The sequence below is a fragment of the Rufibacter roseolus genome (genome assembly GCF_017916365.1).
Taxonomy (GTDB): domain Bacteria; phylum Bacteroidota; class Bacteroidia; order Cytophagales; family Hymenobacteraceae; genus Nibribacter; species Nibribacter roseolus.
This window is the reverse complement of record NZ_JAFMSU010000001.1, coordinates 73,434-89,516: the sequence shown is the minus strand read 5'-3', so window position 1 is coordinate 89,516 and position 16,083 is coordinate 73,434. Positions and strand designations below refer to the sequence as shown.

Annotated in this window: 11 protein-coding genes; 4 read left to right on the top strand and 7 right to left on the bottom strand. The window is 52.8% G+C overall.

The annotated features are described in order from the left end of the window. Positions 1-107 precede the first annotated feature (107 nt). From J3P35_RS00375 to J3P35_RS00365, 3 genes are all read left to right on the top strand, one after another. Complete coding sequence (locus J3P35_RS00375; protein WP_210462014.1) at positions 108-2,510, top strand: 3-hydroxyacyl-CoA dehydrogenase/enoyl-CoA hydratase family protein; 2,403 nt, start codon at positions 108-110, stop codon at positions 2,508-2,510. Positions 2,511-2,594: 84 nt separating this feature from the next. Continuing rightward, positions 2,595-3,773, top strand: a complete 1,179-nt coding sequence (locus J3P35_RS00370) for an acetyl-CoA C-acyltransferase (RefSeq protein WP_210462012.1) — start codon at positions 2,595-2,597, stop codon at positions 3,771-3,773. A 15-nt stretch (positions 3,774-3,788) separates the two neighbouring features. Then, positions 3,789-5,576: an acyl-CoA dehydrogenase family protein gene (locus tag J3P35_RS00365; protein ID WP_210462010.1), complete on the top strand. Its 1,788-nt coding sequence runs from the start codon at positions 3,789-3,791 to the stop codon at positions 5,574-5,576. A gap of 125 nt (positions 5,577-5,701) precedes the next feature. Here the strand turns inward: J3P35_RS00365 and J3P35_RS00360 are convergent, their stop codons facing one another. The 4 genes from J3P35_RS00360 to J3P35_RS00345 all read right to left on the bottom strand — a co-directional run bounded on the left by J3P35_RS00360 (position 5,702) and on the right by J3P35_RS00345 (position 11,523). Continuing rightward, entirely contained in the window at positions 5,702-6,298 is a 597-nt protein-coding gene (locus J3P35_RS00360) for an LURP-one-related/scramblase family protein (RefSeq protein WP_210462008.1), read from the bottom strand. A gap of 167 nt (positions 6,299-6,465) precedes the next feature. Further along, on the bottom strand, positions 6,466-7,917 hold the full coding sequence (locus J3P35_RS00355) for a hypothetical protein (protein WP_210462006.1): 1,452 nt from the start codon (positions 7,915-7,917) through the stop codon (positions 6,466-6,468). Between the two features lie 702 nt (positions 7,918-8,619). Further along, the gene (recG, locus tag J3P35_RS00350; protein ID WP_210462004.1) at positions 8,620-10,716 is read right to left on the bottom strand and encodes an ATP-dependent DNA helicase RecG; all 2,097 of its coding nucleotides are present in this window, start codon (positions 10,714-10,716) and stop codon (positions 8,620-8,622) included. A gap of 276 nt (positions 10,717-10,992) precedes the next feature. Further along, on the bottom strand, positions 10,993-11,523 hold the full coding sequence (locus tag J3P35_RS00345) for a GNAT family N-acetyltransferase (RefSeq protein ID WP_210462002.1): 531 nt from the start codon (positions 11,521-11,523) through the stop codon (positions 10,993-10,995). 161 nt (positions 11,524-11,684) lie between these two features. On the opposite strand from J3P35_RS00345, the gene xth reads away from it, so the two are divergent. Then, a complete protein-coding gene (xth, locus tag J3P35_RS00340) occupies positions 11,685-12,458 on the top strand; it encodes an exodeoxyribonuclease III (protein WP_210462000.1) in 774 nt (257 codons plus the stop codon). A gap of 134 nt (positions 12,459-12,592) precedes the next feature. On the opposite strand, the gene J3P35_RS00335 is transcribed toward xth, so the two are convergent. The 3 genes from J3P35_RS00335 to J3P35_RS00325 form a co-directional block, all read right to left on the bottom strand. After that, positions 12,593-13,822: an alpha/beta hydrolase-fold protein gene (locus tag J3P35_RS00335; protein ID WP_210461998.1), complete on the bottom strand. Its 1,230-nt coding sequence runs from the start codon at positions 13,820-13,822 to the stop codon at positions 12,593-12,595. Between the two features lie 388 nt (positions 13,823-14,210). After that, a complete protein-coding gene (gldD, locus tag J3P35_RS00330) occupies positions 14,211-14,810 on the bottom strand; it encodes a gliding motility lipoprotein GldD (protein ID WP_210461996.1) in 600 nt (199 codons plus the stop codon). Continuing rightward, positions 14,797-15,945, bottom strand: a complete 1,149-nt coding sequence (locus J3P35_RS00325; protein ID WP_246849884.1) for a transporter associated domain-containing protein — start codon at positions 15,943-15,945, stop codon at positions 14,797-14,799. Before J3P35_RS00325 ends, gldD begins: the two co-directional genes overlap by 14 nt. Positions 15,946-16,083: the final 138 nt, after the last annotated feature.

The following is a 16,083-nucleotide window of genomic DNA, read 5'->3' as shown; positions in this document are numbered from 1 at the left end:
TAAGCCTGTCAAAACCTTCGTTTCTTTAGAAGGAACCCTGAGAAGTGCCTAAGAGAAAAAAACGTGCGCCCCTAGAAACGCACATCCAGATACAAAAAAGAGTAACTATGAAGAGAATCATCAAGAAAGTGGCGGTGCTGGGCTCAGGCATTATGGGCTCGCGTATTGCCTGCCACTTCGCTAACATTGGCGTGCAGGTGCTCCTGCTGGACATGGTGCCCCGCGAGCTGCTGCCCGAAGAACAAGCCAAAGGCCTCACGCTGGAAAACAAGTTGGTGCGTAACCGCATAGTGAACACCGCGCTGCAGACGGCCATCACTTCTAACCCCGCGCCGCTCTACAAGAAAACCGATGCCCGCCTTATTCAGACCGGGAACTTCGACGATGACCTAGCCGGCATCGCCACCTGCGACTGGACCATTGAAGTGGTGGTGGAGAACCTGAAGATAAAACAGAGCGTGTTTGAGCGTGTGGAGCAGTTCCGCAAACCCGGCACCTTGATTACCTCCAATACCTCGGGCATTCCCATCCACCTGATGCTGGAAGGCCGTTCCGAGGATTTTCGGAAACATTTCTGCGGAACCCACTTTTTCAACCCGCCCCGTTACCTCAGGTTGCTGGAGATCATCCCCACCGAGGAGACCGAACCTGAGATCACCGCTTTCCTGCTGAAATACGGCGATCTGTACCTGGGCAAAACCACCGTGCTGGCCAAAGACACCCCCGCGTTCATCGCGAACCGCGTGGGTATCTACGGTATTATGCAGGTGCTGCACGTAATGGAGAAACTGGGCCTGAACGTGGACGAAGTAGACCGCTTGACCGGTCCGGTAGTGGGCCGCCCAAAATCCGCGACGTTCAGAACCTCCGATGTGGTGGGCCTGGACACGCTGGCCAAAGTAGCGCAAGGCCTGTACCAAACCGGCGAAGCCGATGAAAAGCGTGACCTGTTTCAACTGCCTGGCTACATTCAGCAGATGCTGGAGCGCAACTGGTTGGGTGATAAAACCCGCCAGGGCTTCTACAAGAAAACCAAAACCCCTGAAGGCGCCACCGAAATCCTGACGCTGGACCTGAAAACCATGGAGTACGGGCCTAAGCAGAAAGTCCGATTCCAGAGCATGGAAACGCTCAAGCCCATTGAAGACCTGCGCAAGCGCCTCAAAGCCTTCAGCCAGGCCCAGGACCAAGCCGGCGATTTCTTCCGGGAGACTTCCTTCGGTCTGTTCCAGTACGTGACCAACCGTATTCCCGAGATCTCCGACGAACTCTACCGCATTGACGATGCCATGCGCGCCGGTTTCGGCTGGGAACTTGGTCCGTTTGAGACCTGGGATGCTTTTGGCGTACGCGAGACTGTGGCCGCCATGGAAGCCGCTGGTTACAAACCGGCAGAGTGGGTGTACCACATGCTGGAGGCGGGCCACGAGACCTTTTACCGCAGTCAGAACAACCAGCGTCAGTACTACGACATCCCCACCAAAGAATACAAGCAGATTCCAGGCACCGAAAACTTCGTCTTGCTGGACGTGCTGCGGGGTACCAACGTGGTCTGGAAAAATGCCGGCTGCTCCATCATTGACCTGGGTGACGGCATCCTGAACGTGGAGTTTCATTCCAAGATGAACGCCATCGGGAGCGAGATCATCCAGGGACTGAACAAAGGCATTGACCTGGCCGAGCAGAACTTCAGGGGCGTGGTAGTAGGCAATGAGGCCGCTAACTTCTCCGCGGGCGCAAACCTGGGCCTGGTGTTCATGTACGCCCTGGACCAGGAGTACGACGAGCTGAACCTCATGATCCGGCAGTTTCAAAATACCATGATGCGCATGCGCTACTCCGCTATACCGGTAGTGGCCGCCCCGCACGGATTAACGCTGGGCGGCGGTTGCGAGCTTTGCCTCCACGCCGATAGAGTACAGGCTGCGGCTGAGACCTACATCGGGTTGGTGGAGTTTGGCGTGGGGGTAATCCCGGGCGGCGGCGGCACGAAAGAGATGACCTTGCGCACCTCGGCGGCCTACGAAGAAGGCGATACGGAATACAACTCGCTGCGGAACGTGTTCATGACCATTGGTACCGCCAAAGTCTCCACCTCGGCCGCCGAAGCGTATGACCTGGGCTTTATGCGTCATGGAGACGGTATCACCCTGAACAGAAACCGTCAGCTCGCAGAAGCCAAAGCAGAAGCCATTCTTCTGGCCGAAGCCGGTTACACCAAACCCACGCCAAAGACCAACATCAAAGTGCAAGGCCGCGGCGGACTGGGAATGTTCATTACGGGTGCCCACGCCATGCACGCCGCCGGTTTCATCACCGACCACGACCGCAAAATCTCTGAGAAATTGGCCTACGTAATGTGCGGCGGCGATTTGTCTATGCCATCAGAAGTCTCAGAGCAGTACCTGCTGGACCTGGAGCGCGAAGCCTTCCTGAGTCTCTGCGGCGAGCGCAAAACCCTGGAACGCATCAAGAGCATTTTAACCACCGGTAAGCCCCTGCGGAATTAGCGTTAAAGTTTAATTGTTTCAGGAGAAGAGGAAGTCGCGTTTAGCGGCCTTTTTCTCCAAAACACCTCAAAAACAGAAAAGAAAATGCAAACTGCCTATATAGTTGCCGGATTCAGAACCGCCGTGGGGAAAGCGCCCCGCGGGGTATTCCGGTTCACCCGGCCCGATGATTTAGCCGCTGATGTCATCAAGCATCTGCTGGCCTCGTTGCCGCAATTAGATCCCGCCCGTGTAGACGACCTGTTGGTAGGAAACGCAGTGCCCGAGGCGGAGCAAGGACTCCAGATGGGACGCATGATTTCCCTTTTGTCCCTGCCCATCAACGTGCCCGGCGCCATCATGAACCGCTATTGTGGCTCGGGGATTGAGACCATCGCTACGGCGTCCTTCAAAATCCAGTCCGGCATGGCCGATTGTATCATTGCCGGGGGCGCGGAGTCTATGAGTCTGGTGCCGGTGGTGGGCTGGAAAACGTCCCCTAACTACAAAATAGCCAAGGAGCACCCCGAGTATTACCTGAGCATGGGCTTGACCGCTGAGGCCGTGGCCAATGACTTCAAAGTGAGCCGCGAAGACCAGGATGCCTTTGCCTTTGCCTCGCACCAGAAAGCCATCAGAGCTATTGAGGAAGGACGGTTCAAGGATCAGATTGTGCCCATCAACGTGGAGGAAACTTACCTAGATGAGAACGGCAAAAAGAAAACCCGCTCCTACGTGGTAGACACTGATGAAGGCCCGCGCGCTGACACGTCTATTGAGAAATTAGCCAAGTTGCGGCCGGTATTCGCCGCGAATGGTAGCGTAACCGCTGGTAACTCTTCCCAAACTTCAGATGGCGCAGCCTTCGTGATTGTGATGAGCGAACGCATGGTGAAAGAACTGAACATTGAACCCATTGCCCGTCTGGTGTCTTACGCCGCCGAAGGAGTGGACCCACGCATCATGGGCATGGGACCGGTGAAAGCCATTCCGCGCGCCTTGAAAAATGCCGGCATGAACCTGCAGGACATCGACATCATTGAAATGAACGAGGCCTTCGCATCGCAGTCCATTGCCGTGATGCGCGAATTGGGCATTGACCCAGACAAGCTGAATCCGAACGGCGGCGCCATTGCCTTGGGTCACCCGCTGGGTTGTACCGGCGCCAAACTGAGCGTGCAACTCTTCAGTGACCTGCGCCGGATGAACAAGAAGTACGGCATGGTGACGGCCTGCGTGGGCGGTGGCCAGGGTGTAGCCGGTATTTATGAGTTTTTAAAATAAACAGCATCTAAACATATGGAAACTGTAAGCAGAACATTAAGAGGCGGTGAGTTTATCATCAAAGAAACCAACGCCCAGGACGTTTTCATCCCCGAGGATTTCTCTGAGGAGCAGCGCATGATGGCTGAGACGGCCCGGCAGTTTGTGGACACCGAGGTGCAGCCGTTGGTGGAGCGCATGGATAACCATGAGGAGGGTCTTTTGGAAGGCCTCATGAAAAAGGCTGGCGAGTTAGGCTTGTTCGGTATCGCCATTCCGGAGGAGTACGGCGGCCTGAACATGGACTTCAACTCATCTCTGCTCGTGACCGAATCGGTTGGTCCAGGGCACTCGTTTCCGGTGGCTTTTGCGGCGCACACGGGGATTGGAACCTTGCCAATCCTGTACTTCGGTACCGAGGAGCAGAAAGCCAAGTATATTCCTAAGTTGGCTACCGGCGAGTGGACCTCGTCTTACTGTTTGACTGAGCCGGGCTCCGGGTCCGATGCGCTGGCCGCCAAAACCAAAGCCATATTGGATGTGGAAGGCGACAACTACATCCTGAACGGCCAGAAGATGTGGATCACCAACGCGGGCTTCGCCGATGTCTTCATTGTGTTTGCGCAGGTAGACGGCGACAAGTTCACCGGCTTCATTGTGGAGAAAGGCACCGAAGGCCTGAGTCTGGGCAACGAAGAGCATAAAATGGGTATCAAGGGTTCTTCCACCCGTCAGGTGTTCTTCACCGACTGCAAAGTGCCGAAAGAAAACGTGTTGGGCGAGATTGGCAAAGGCCATTTGATTGCGTTCAACATCCTCAATATCGGCCGGATTAAGCTGGCTGCGGCTTGTTTAGGAGCCTGTAAGAGCGTGGCTGATTTGTCAGTGAAGTATGCCAATGAGCGCATCCAGTTCAAGATTCCGATCTCTAAGTTCGGGGCTATCCGCCACAAACTGGCCGAGCAGGCCATCCGGATCTTCGCGGTGGAATCTGCGCTGTACCGTGCCGGGCATGACATCTACAACAAAGAGCAGGAGCTGCTGGCCGCCGGTAAAAGCTACAACGAAGCCGTTTTGGAAGCCGCCCGTGAGTTTGCCGTGGAAGCCGCCATCCTGAAAGTGGACAGCTCTGAGGTGCTGGATTACGTGGTGGACGAAGGCGTGCAAATTTATGGAGGTTACGGCTTCTCCGCCGATTACCCCATGGACCGCGCCTACCGCGATGCCCGCATCAACCGCATCTTTGAAGGTACCAATGAAATCAACCGCATGCTCATCGTGGATATGGTCTTGAAGAAAGCCATGAAAGGCGAACTGGACTTGATGGGACCTGCCGCGGCTGTGCAACAAGAGTTGATGGAGATTCCTGATTTTGGGGACGAGGACACCACCCTATTTGCCTATGAGAAAAAGGCCATCAGCAAGTTCAAGAAAGCCATGCTGCTGACTGCCGGTACCGCCGTGCAGAAGTTCATGATGACCCTGGAGAAAGAGCAGGAAGTGTTGATGTACATCGCGGATATGGCCATCCAGGCCTACATCGCGGAGTCTACGTTGCTGCGCGTGGAGAAACTGGTGAGCCGTAACGGCGAAGAGGCCACTTCCCGCCAGTTGGACATGGTTCGCGTGGTCATCAACGATGCTGCCGACCGTATCAACAAAGCCGGGAAAGAAGCCATCGCGGCCATGAGCGAGCCCGGCGATGAGCAAAAACTGCTGCTGATTGGGTTGAAGCGCTTTACTAAACTGGAGCCGTTCAACACCAAAGAAGCCCGCCGCCGCATTGCTGCTGAGATGATCAAAGCGAACGAGTACGTGTACTAATTTGCGTTTAGGGGCCATTTTGGCCAAAACAGCCTGTAAAACAGAAAGCCCCGCTATTTGGCGGGGCTTTCTGTTTTTAGTAAGGTGAACTAGGCGCAGGGGTTAGGTGCCCAAGCAAAAAAAAACTATCCTCTTCGTCTCTCAAGCAGAATCATCATCATTAAGCTTAGGACAATTCGTTCCTGCTCCCCGGGTTCAAAGGCGCTTTCCTGGGTTACCGTGAACTTCCGGCCGAAAAAGGACTTCTGCTTTTTGAGGGTGGCGATGAGGGTGCCGTCCGGACGGGTCACGGTATAGCTGGGGTTGAAAAAGTACCCGGTCAGTATGCCTACTATCGGAAGTTCGCTCAGCAGTCCATCGGCTACCTTAACCCAGGCATTTGCTTCCCTGATGGTGAAATCCTGCTGCTGGTTTTGGTCATATGCCTCGTAATGCGCTTTCCACAAAGAAGCCCAACCCTTACGGGCCACACGGCCAATTTCCTGACCGGTTCTGTCCCTGAAGACATAGGCAGCTGAAAAGTCAATCCATTGGTTGGCTTTGATGGTGTAAAGCTGTTCAGACTGGGACTCATCGTTGAATACGATCACTTCCTCCTTTAACTTGAAAAGCTTCTGCCGTACATAGCACACGGGGAGGCCACCGGCATCCTTCACCGAAAAGTCATTGGCGAGAGTAGAGATTTTAAACTGGAATTCTAATGGAAAGTAAAGGTCTTGCATGAACCAGGGTTAGAAAGTGGCAGATTAAACTGAAGTAAAGTGACTGTGAAAAGCAAAAAATATGGGCAGGAATAAAAAGCCTGAACTGCTGACCTTTTATTCCTGCCAAGTGATGAACAGATGATTCCGTTTTAGGTGTGTTTTCCTGAAACTGACCCTGAAACAGCTTAATCCTTAAAGGTGATCCGGCTCAGGCGCAGGCCTTTGGAGGATTTGTTAGGTCGGTTCACGGCGGTGATGGTACGCTCGTTGAGCCAGGTGGTAAAGTCTTTCACGAAGGCTACCTGCTGGTCATTGGCCACGTTGAGGCCTACGGCTTTGGGCGGCTCGGCGGCGCCGGTCACCAGATGGATGGATCGGGTGTAGAGATCGGTTTTGTCTTTGAGGGTTTCTAGGGTAAGCATCTGCAGGCGGTTCCCGGTGAGGTGGGCATTATAGGAAATACCGGCAAATCCCTCGGCGGCGGGGGCGGTCTGGTTCTTGAGGATTACGGAATTCCAGGTGGGGTGCAGGTACTCGTCATAGGCAAACAGCAGGAGTTCCTTGGCGTGGTAATCACTGTTTTCGCCGCCTTCGGTGTACTTTTTCTCCGCTATGATCAGGGTCTGCCCTTCCGAGCTGATGAGGATGTCTGAGAGGTAGATGTCTTCCAGGCGTTTGGCACTGGTGGCTTTGTTGAGCTTTTCGGTGAATTCTGGCGTGAAACGGAACTCATCCGCGAAGCGCATGTTGCCGGCGGCGTAGTCAAACCGCACCATTTTGAGGCTGTGGTACTCGCCTTTTTTCTCCTCGGCCACCAGCACGGCCGCATACAAGCTGCTGTCCTGGTGAAGTTTGAAATAAGTATCCATCACGTAGACCTTCTCGCCGTTGAACACCCCGCCCACCTGGACCTCCATCACTTTGATCTCATTGTCACGGTTGTTGTAGCGGCGCACGCTCAGGCGCATGGAGTTGTTGGTTAAGATGCTCACGAACTGGTTGCCGTGGTTGTCAATCTGTACCTGGGCGCTCACCTGGGTGCCGGCACCGGCGAAATCATAGGTTCGGTCCTTGATCTTGGTGAGAGAGGCGTCATAGACCGCGGCTTGCATGGAGCGCAGTTCCTCATTACGGGTAATGGAATGGTAAGCTACCAGTTTAGAGCCGTCGGCGGAGATAGCGACTGCCAGGCGGCGGCTTTTGCTGGGGGCTTCCAGCAGCTTGGTTTGCTTTATCTCTTTGCCAGTAGCCACGTCAAAAAGACGACCATAGAGGGCCTGGCTTCCTTGCTCGGCTTGTACCCGGTGCGTGATCAGGAGAACGGTCTGATTGTTGTGGGAGAAAGCTTCCACAGTTTCCTGGCCTACAAGGGCAACCGGAGTGGTCCAGGAAGGTTTCAGGTCTGCCCCGTACCGGATAACTGCATAGGTGTTGTCGGCGGTGCGGCTAAGGATCACGAAATCGGTGGGGCTTACAGTGTAAGCTTTTTTGGGAATCCGCTGGTTGTACTGATCGCCGGCGGCCTCGGGGATATAGGAGAAAGGAGATGACTTTATTTTTTGGGCCTGCGCCGGGCTTATTCCGGGCAGTAAGTTTACCAGAAAGAATAAAAATAGAAGCAGGAAAGGGTAACGCATAAATGTATAATTTGAATTTTGGCAAATATACCCCATATGTTTATGTAAGACATTAATTATATGGGAGAAGAATAAGGGTTATTTAATAGAAATGTTAAATGTGTAACGGAATAATGTAATTAAGAAATTAATCTCTACCTTTGCAGCCGTTTGTGAGTCAAGCGGAAGAGTATACAAATAGTTAAAATAAATTATATTAAAATATAGGAATACAGGCAAAAAACAACTTGTGGATAACTTTTTGGACATTAGGTTAACCCAATTGTAGTGTAGCCGTAAATGCCTAGGCTTGTCAAAATAGTGATAAGATAAAATGGAAGCTCCGGTGGAAATCTGTTAATGTATACTTAACAAAAACATGATTTTCTGTTGATGGTTCTTAGTAATTGAGACACGTATTTTGCTTGTATTGTTGATAAAATATCTTTTTCTAGTTAGTTTATGAAATTCATTTTTAAAATGCTCTTTTTGGTGGGGATGATCTTAGTTGGAAAATTTCTGAAAGAGGAGGCCACTAGTGAAATCAGTAAGAAAAGTAATAGTACAACTGAAGACGCTTACTCGTTGAACATCCAGGAGAGTTACCCAAGTACCCAGCAAACCAAGAACTTAGTAGTACCAACCTCAAAAAAACAAAATACTGAAGCTACTTTTACTTACTCAATCAATTAGTATACAACACCTGAAGATCCAGACTTTGGTCTAGCTGATCCGGCTCCAGTTTACGGCGTTGGCACTCAGCGACCGGATGTGCCGCAAGAGGTTGGCATGCTCCGGAAGACTTAAGTCTGGATCTTTTTCTATGATCTGCAGGGCCGCGTGGCGGCTTTCCTTCAAAATCTTGGCATCCTTGGCCAGGTCAGCGATCAATAAATCCAGCACGCCGCTTTGCTGGGTTCCCATCAAATCTCCGGGTCCGCGCAGTTTCAGGTCAATATCGGCAATCTCAAAGCCGTTGTTCGTGCGCACCATGGTCTCAATGCGCGTTTTTCCTTCTTTGCTCAATTTGTAGCCCGTCATTAAGATACAGTAGCTTTGCTCGGCACCCCGACCTACCCGGCCGCGCAACTGGTGCAACTGGGCCAGGCCAAACCTTTCGGCATTCTCAATCACCATCACGCTGGCGTTGGGCACGTTCACGCCTACCTCAATCACAGTGGTGGCCACCATGATGTGGGTCTCGTGCTTTACAAAGCGCTGCATCTCAAAGTCCTTGTCCTGCGGTTTCATCTTGCCGTGCACCATGCTCACCCGGAACTCCGGGAAAGCCCGGGTCACGCTTTCGTAACCGTCCATCAGGTCTTTGTACTCCAGGCCTTCAGACTCCTCAATCAAAGGATACACAATGTACACCTGGCGGCCCAGTTTGATCTGCTCCCTGATGAACCCAAACACCTTAAGGCGGTTGCTGTCATAGCGGTGCACCGTGATGATCTCCTTACGGCCGGCGGGCAGCTCGTCAATCACCGATACCTCCAGGTCGCCGTACAGGGTCATGGCCAGGGTGCGGGGGATGGGGGTGGCCGTCATGACCAGCACGTGCGGGATGATGCGAGGATTCTTCTGCCATAGTTTAGAGCGCTGGGCCACGCCAAAACGGTGTTGCTCGTCTACAATGCACAAACCAAGGTTATGGAACTGCACCTCGTCTTCCAGCAGCGCGTGGGTGCCCACAATCATCTTCATTTCGCCGCTGCGCAGTTGCTCGTGCAATATCCGGCGCTCGGCTTTTTTGGTGGAACCAGTGAGTTTCCCTAGCACAATGCCCAAGGCATCGGCGTATTTCTTCAGGCCCTGGTAGTGCTGGTCGGCGAGGATCTCGGTAGGGGCCATGATGCAGGCCTGGGCGCCGTTGTCCGTAGCCAGGAGCATGGTCACGAAGGCCACGATGGTCTTGCCGCTGCCCACATCGCCCTGTAGGAGGCGGTTCATCTGCTTCCCGGCGGTTACATCCTGGTAAATCTCGCGCACCACCCGTTTCTGGGCGTTGGTGAGGTCAAAGGGCAAATGGTTTTTATAGAACTCGGTGAGCGTGGGCGTTTTGCTGAAGATCTGCCCGGCTAGCTCGGCTTTGCGTTTGGTGCGGGTGCGTAGCAGCTTGAGCTGGGTGTAGAAAAGCTCCTCAAACTTCAACCGGAAGCGAGCCGCCTGCAAGGTATCCCAGTTGGTGGGGAAATGCACCTGCAGCATGGCCTCGCGTTTGGAAACCATGCGGTAATGGTCCACCAACTCAGGCGTGAGGGTTTCCGAGAGGTGCGTGGGCGACTGTTTTAGCAGATCGGCCATCATTTTGCCGATGGCCTTGCTGTCTACCCGGTGGTTTTTGAGTTTCTCGGTGGTGTTGTAGACGGGCTGAAGAAAGCTCTGGCCCTGCTTTACCTCGGTGGCTTCCTCCAACTCGGGGTGAGCCATGTTGAATTTGCCGTTGAACAGGCTGGGCTTCCCGAAGGCGATGTACTCCTGGTTTACTTTCAGCTGCACGTTCAGCCACTTCACGCCTTTGAACCAGACCAGCTCCAGCTCACCAGAGGCATCGCGGATAATTGCGGAAAGGCGCTGTTTTCGGCCTTCGCCCAGCAGGTTCTTCTCCAAAATTCGGCCTTTGATCTGCACGTATTGCATGTCCTCGTTCAGGTCCGCGACGGCGTGGAACTGGGTGCGGTCCATGTACCGGAAAGGATAGTGCTGGATAAGGTCGCCGTAGGTGAAAATGCCCAGCTCGGTCTGCAACAGCGTGGCGCGTTGCGGACCAACCCCTTTCAAGAACTCAATTTTGGTATGGAAAAAGCCTGATGACACTGATAAGAGAAGCAGCCGTGTTTTAAACCTGTTTCTGAGAAATCACCCCGGAAATGGAAAGAAAGCCGCCCTGTAAAATTACGCAAAAGATAGGAGGCAGGCTAATGAGATTAGCAGGTTTTGTAGCCCGTGGAAAATACATTGATTCCGTTTCAGAGCTGTTTTCCCGAAATCAGGCCCGAAATGGAGGACTGGTACAGCTTAATTGTATACTCAGACTGCAGATCAGATAGACGCGGGGAAAGTGCTGTCGATAGCGGGTGGCTTTGGTTCTTCCTAGGCTGGGAGGTGCAGCCTGAACCCATACACCGGTAACTCTCCCTGCATAAAGTCCAGGTCCTCGGACCTTCTGAAACCCAGTCTCTCGTACATCTGCCAGGCGGTCTGCATGGCTTTGGTACTGTGGATAATGACTTGTGAAAGTTGGTGATCTTTCGCGCGTTGGATACATGCCAAGGTCAGGGCCTTGCCGATGCCTAGTCCCTGGGATTCAGGGGAAACCGCCAGCAGCCGGAAACCAGCGGCGTTCTTCTCCTGGGTAGCCGTGCCGCCCGAGCCGTAATACTGCAGGTCCCGGAAGAAAACTACGCCTCCGTTTATGGTGCCTTTTTGAGATACTGCCACCAAAATCTCCACGCCCGGGTTTTGGGTAAACTCCCCGATGTTAGAAAACATCTGATAATAGGCGGGCTGCTCATCGGGCTTCGGGAAGCCTTCTAACTGGGAGTAGACCTGCACCATGAGTTGGCCTAGTGCTTCAAATTCATTTGGGTCTGCGTTTCTGATGGTGTAAGATTGCGAGGTCATCTGGGGCAAAGCAAATCGTCTTAGGGGTCTGTGGGGTGAAACTAGCCATAAGGTCCGAGGCTGGCAAGCCTTTCCTTTACACCCTATAGCTTTCTACAAGCGGAAGCCGTATGTTACTGGAAGTTTCATCAAATGCACAGCTCCCCACAACTATTCTACCCATGAAAATAGCGACTTACAACGTGAACGGAATCCATGCCCGCCTACCGGTTTTACTGCGTTGGCTTGAAGAAACCCAGCCAGATGTGGCTTGCCTCCAGGAATTGAAGACGCCGCAGGAGAAGTTTCCGGAACAAGCCTTACTTGATATAGGCTATCAGGCCGTTTGGCACGGGCAGAAGAGTTGGAATGGCGTAGCAATCCTGGCAAAGGAACAGAAACCCGAGGAGGTGGGCAGGGGGCTGGCTGGTGACCCAGAGGATGAGCAAAGCCGCTACCTGGAGGCTATGGTGAACGGCGTGTTGATAGGTTGTCTGTACCTGCCCAACGGCAACCCGGCTCCAGGACCAAAGTTCGACTACAAACTGCAGTGGTTTGATCGGCTGAAAGCCCATGCCGCCGATTTGCTTTCTTCCAATATCCCCGTGGTGCTGGCTGGTGACTACAACGTGATCCCCACTGAGCTGGATGCCTACAAACCCGAGCGTTGGGTAGAAGATGCGCTGTTCCGGCCTGAGAGCCGCGCCGCGTTTGAGGAACTGAAAGCCCAGGGCTGGATTGATGCGCTCCGGCAGCTTCACCCCAACGAAACCATCTACACCTTCTGGGATTACTTCCGGAACGCCTACGGCCGAAACGCCGGCCTCCGGATTGACCATCTGTTGCTCAGCCCCGATCTGGCGGGAAAGCTAGTCTCCGCCGGCGTAGACCGTGAGGTGAGAGGCTGGGAAAAATCCAGCGACCATGGCCCCGTCTGGATTGAGGTAAACCTGTAAGGAAAGAATTGGTTGGAACCATAAAATAGCCCTTGCCAAGCGTAAGACAGCAGATAAGAGCTGAAGCCGTATTTTAACCCCTGTTTCCTGAAAAAACATCCTAAACGGAAGACATCTGCTACAAGCGGATTCCTTTATTTCAGGTTGTTTAATTTCGCCTTAGTCTCGGGCAGGGGCTTGATCTCTACCGATTTCAGGTAGTATTCCCTAGCTTTCCGTTTGTCTCCCTTCAGCTCAAAATACTCGGCCATGGCGCTGTAAGGCCTATAGCTTTTAGGATAGTTGTCTATGTTCAACTGGAGCAGTTTGTAGGCGCGGTCAAACTGGCGGGTATCCATAAGTTGGTGGGCCAGGGCGTTCACCAATTCTCCCGGCGGCGATACCGTGTAGCCCATTCTGGCGCTCACCTTTTGGTAATGGTTTACGAGAAGCCCATCGTCTTTGTAAGTGGGGTTGAAAAAGGTGGAGAACGGGAAGTTGAGCGAAAAGAAGTCAAAGACAAAGGGCAGAGCGTCATAGATGGCCACCAACGGAACCCCTCCGTGGTCATAATCTGGGTAGAACTTTGATCTGTAAATTAGTCCGGGCTTTGGGTTTTCTTTCAGAAACTTATCGAAGTCCAGAATAGAGCGGATGGGGAGGGTAGCTGCGGTCTGGTCTTTGGTCACCGTTTGCAGGGTGAATTTTTTCTCCATGGAATTGGCGATGGCCACGTACAGCGCCTTATTGGCGAAATTCCCTTGCCGCAAGGTGGTTTTCAGAGCCTGGCTGTAGCGCAAGTTGTCCCACCACATACTGGGGTCAATGGCCACGAAAGAGTTGAACAGCCCTTTGTGGTTTGCCAGGGCATTGAGCACGGTGAGCCCGCCAAAAGAGTGCCCAATAATGACCCGGTAAGGCGCCGCCGGATAATGAGTCTCTATATGGGGAATGAGTTCCCTCTGAAAAAAGGAGAGAAACTTCTCGCCGCCGCCGGAGTTGGCGAGTAAGAAGCCGGGCATTACGGTAGAATCTGTGCTGTGGGTGGGCGTCAGGTCGCGGGTGCGGTCTGTGTTGGGGATGCCTACCACTATCATCTTCGGAAACATGAAGTTCCCGCTTCCGCCGCTCAACCCTTCCGTAATCGCCACCACCGAGTAAAACAGGCTTCCGTCGCCATCCAGAACATAGATAACCGGGTACTTCTGGTCTGGCGAAAACACGTCTGGCTCTGTCATGGGCAGATGCACCAGTAAACCCCTTTTCTCGTCCAAAACCTTTGAGGCCACGGTGTCTCTTACGCCAATCACTATCTGCCTACCCACCTGGCCATAGGCCATGGAAAAAGAAATCAGCCATAAAAGGATGCAAATTGCCCGGGCCATTTAGCAGCAATGTTTTAGATGGAAAACCTTAAAATTAAGTCAAAAACACGGGGTGATGGATGCATGGGAATGCGGGACTTGAGGCGTGTTTTCCTTTACTTCAAGGTAGTTTATTTCGGCATTGAAAACTCATCAAAATAGCTGCTCTCCTCAATTTCTTTGATGAACCTCTCGTTAGGCTTTATTTCACTGCAGGAAAAAGCAAAGGTGTATAACAGTGCTCTCCTTTTCAGGTGCACCTATGGCCTTTTTGTAGGCTTGCTTCTAACCAGTTCATTTGACAATAGAAATAAAAAAGCCGAATAGCATCCACAAGATACTACTCGGCTTTTAGAATTGGCTAGCTGTTTTAGGGCTGATTTCCTCAAAAATGATCCTTAATCGGAACTTACTTTATCTGCTCAGTCCAATGGAGGGTGTTCAAGAGGTGCACGGCGTCTTTCTTCAGGTACTCAATCACCGGGGCAAGGGAGTCATTAGAGGTGGCGGTTCTGAAGTAGAGCGCGCCGCGGAAGAAGTGCTTGGTGCTGTCTGTCAAATAGAACTGAAACTGGCTGGGTACCTCGCCTTCCAGTTCAAACACGCTGGCGGTAATGCCGGTGGGCGTCTTGATCTGGCTTTCCTCAATGGCGTAAGCTTTGATCTGGTGGCGGGAGGTGAGTTTACGGGCATCCTCTACCAGGCCGTTGAATACCTTAGGATCCTGGTTGAAGTTCTTGTACGTTATCTGAATATTGGCCTTGAAACGGGGGTAGTAAATGTCAATCCAGTGCGGCTCTGCTATGCGCGAGGAGTCTTTTAGGATCTTGGCGTAAACAGAGTGCTCAAAGGTGTAAGGGTGTTTCTCTTGCAGTTGTATGTACCGGGGCTCCGGTAGGTCTATGCGGTTAAAGCCTTTGGGCTTGGGAGTGTACTCTTCGGCGCAGCCAGACAGAAACAAAAATCCGCCCAGCAGGGCAACCAGATAGAAGAGGTTATTCTTTTTCATTATGCGGATGGGGTACCGGCTCGTGTACCCGTACTTTCTTTATTTTTTTACTGTCGGCGGCTTCAATGCGGAAGAGGTACGGACCCCACTGCATTTCTTCGCCGGTATGCGGTATGCGGGAGAAAAGACGCAGCATGAGGCCAGCCACAGACTCCACGTTGTCTTTGATCTCTTTCATGAGATCGGTGGGCGGGTCTACTATCTTGCAGAAATCGTGCAGCGAGGTGCGTCCTTCAAACAAGAACGTGTGCTCGTCCAGTTGCGTATAGTAGTGGTCTTCTTCCTCGTCCAGCTCATCGTGGATTTCGCCCACAATCTCCTCAATCACATCCTCTAAGGTGATAAGGCCCGTGGTTTCGCCGTACTCGTTCACCACCAGGGCCATGTGCACGCGCCGCTCCTGAAACTCGCGCAGCAGTTCGTCTATCTTCTTAGTCTCCGGTACAAAGTAAGGGGTTCTGATGAGGTTTTGCCACACAAAATCTGCGTGGGCGTTGAGGTAGGGGAGAATGTCCTTCACATACAGGATTCCATCCAACTTATCCAGACCCTGGCTGTAGACCGGTACCCGCGAGTAACCCCATTGTTGGATCTGCTTCAGCAGGGCAGAATAAGGCAGGCGGCGGTGCAAGGCAATCACATCTACCCTGGACCGCATGATCTGCCTTACGGTAATGGAACTGAAATTCACGATGGCTTTCAAAAGCCCTTTTTCTTCTGGCGAGGCAGGTTCTGTGGGGGCCTGGTCAAGAGAAAGGGAAAGTTCTTCTGTAGGTGAAGGCGTGCCGAATGCCACCCGGGTCTGGCCCACCAGTCCTTTTAACGGCAGAATGAGGGAAACAAATGGCGCCCCAATGGCCTGAATGGCTTTAATAACCCCCAAAAAAACCGGTGTAGAAGAAGATTCCTGCCTGCGACGTCCCCAGTTGGCGAAATACCCGCGCAGCATGAGGAAGATGGTTGCCACTACGGCAAGGCCCACACTAACCCAAATCCAGGGATAACTCGTGGAAGCAGCGATGAGGTCTCTTAAAAGCCAGAAGCCAGTTATACCAGCTAAAAGGTGTAGGGTAGAGGCCAGGAATACTCCGGCCAGCACAGCGTTCTCTGGCTCGGCATACAGGGATGCAGGCAAGGCCGCCGTCTTCTGGGCAGACGTTAAAGAGGTGGTGCTAAGAAACTGTTGAAAAGCCGCCAGGGCAGCGGTAATGGCCAGTGTGCAGACTAAGAGCAGTGCCAGGAGAGCAGAAGGAACCCAATCCACCCCTTTGAC

What these genes read in the sequence shown, in the direction of transcription:
- xth (WP_210462000.1), top strand. Translation starts at nt 11,685, where the DNA reads ATGAAAATAGCGACTTACAACGTGAACGGAATCCATGCCCGCCTACCG.
- J3P35_RS00360 (WP_210462008.1), bottom strand. Translation starts at nt 6,298, where the DNA reads ATGCAAGACCTTTACTTTCCATTAGAATTCCAGTTTAAAATCTCTACT.
- gldD (WP_210461996.1), bottom strand. Translation starts at nt 14,810, where the DNA reads ATGAAAAAGAATAACCTCTTCTATCTGGTTGCCCTGCTGGGCGGATTT.
- J3P35_RS00335 (WP_210461998.1), bottom strand. Translation starts at nt 13,822, where the DNA reads ATGGCCCGGGCAATTTGCATCCTTTTATGGCTGATTTCTTTTTCCATG.
- J3P35_RS00375 (WP_210462014.1), top strand. Translation starts at nt 108, where the DNA reads ATGAAGAGAATCATCAAGAAAGTGGCGGTGCTGGGCTCAGGCATTATG.
- J3P35_RS00365 (WP_210462010.1), top strand. Translation starts at nt 3,789, where the DNA reads ATGGAAACTGTAAGCAGAACATTAAGAGGCGGTGAGTTTATCATCAAA.
- J3P35_RS00355 (WP_210462006.1), bottom strand. Translation starts at nt 7,917, where the DNA reads ATGCGTTACCCTTTCCTGCTTCTATTTTTATTCTTTCTGGTAAACTTA.
- J3P35_RS00345 (WP_210462002.1), bottom strand. Translation starts at nt 11,523, where the DNA reads ATGACCTCGCAATCTTACACCATCAGAAACGCAGACCCAAATGAATTT.
- J3P35_RS00370 (WP_210462012.1), top strand. Translation starts at nt 2,595, where the DNA reads ATGCAAACTGCCTATATAGTTGCCGGATTCAGAACCGCCGTGGGGAAA.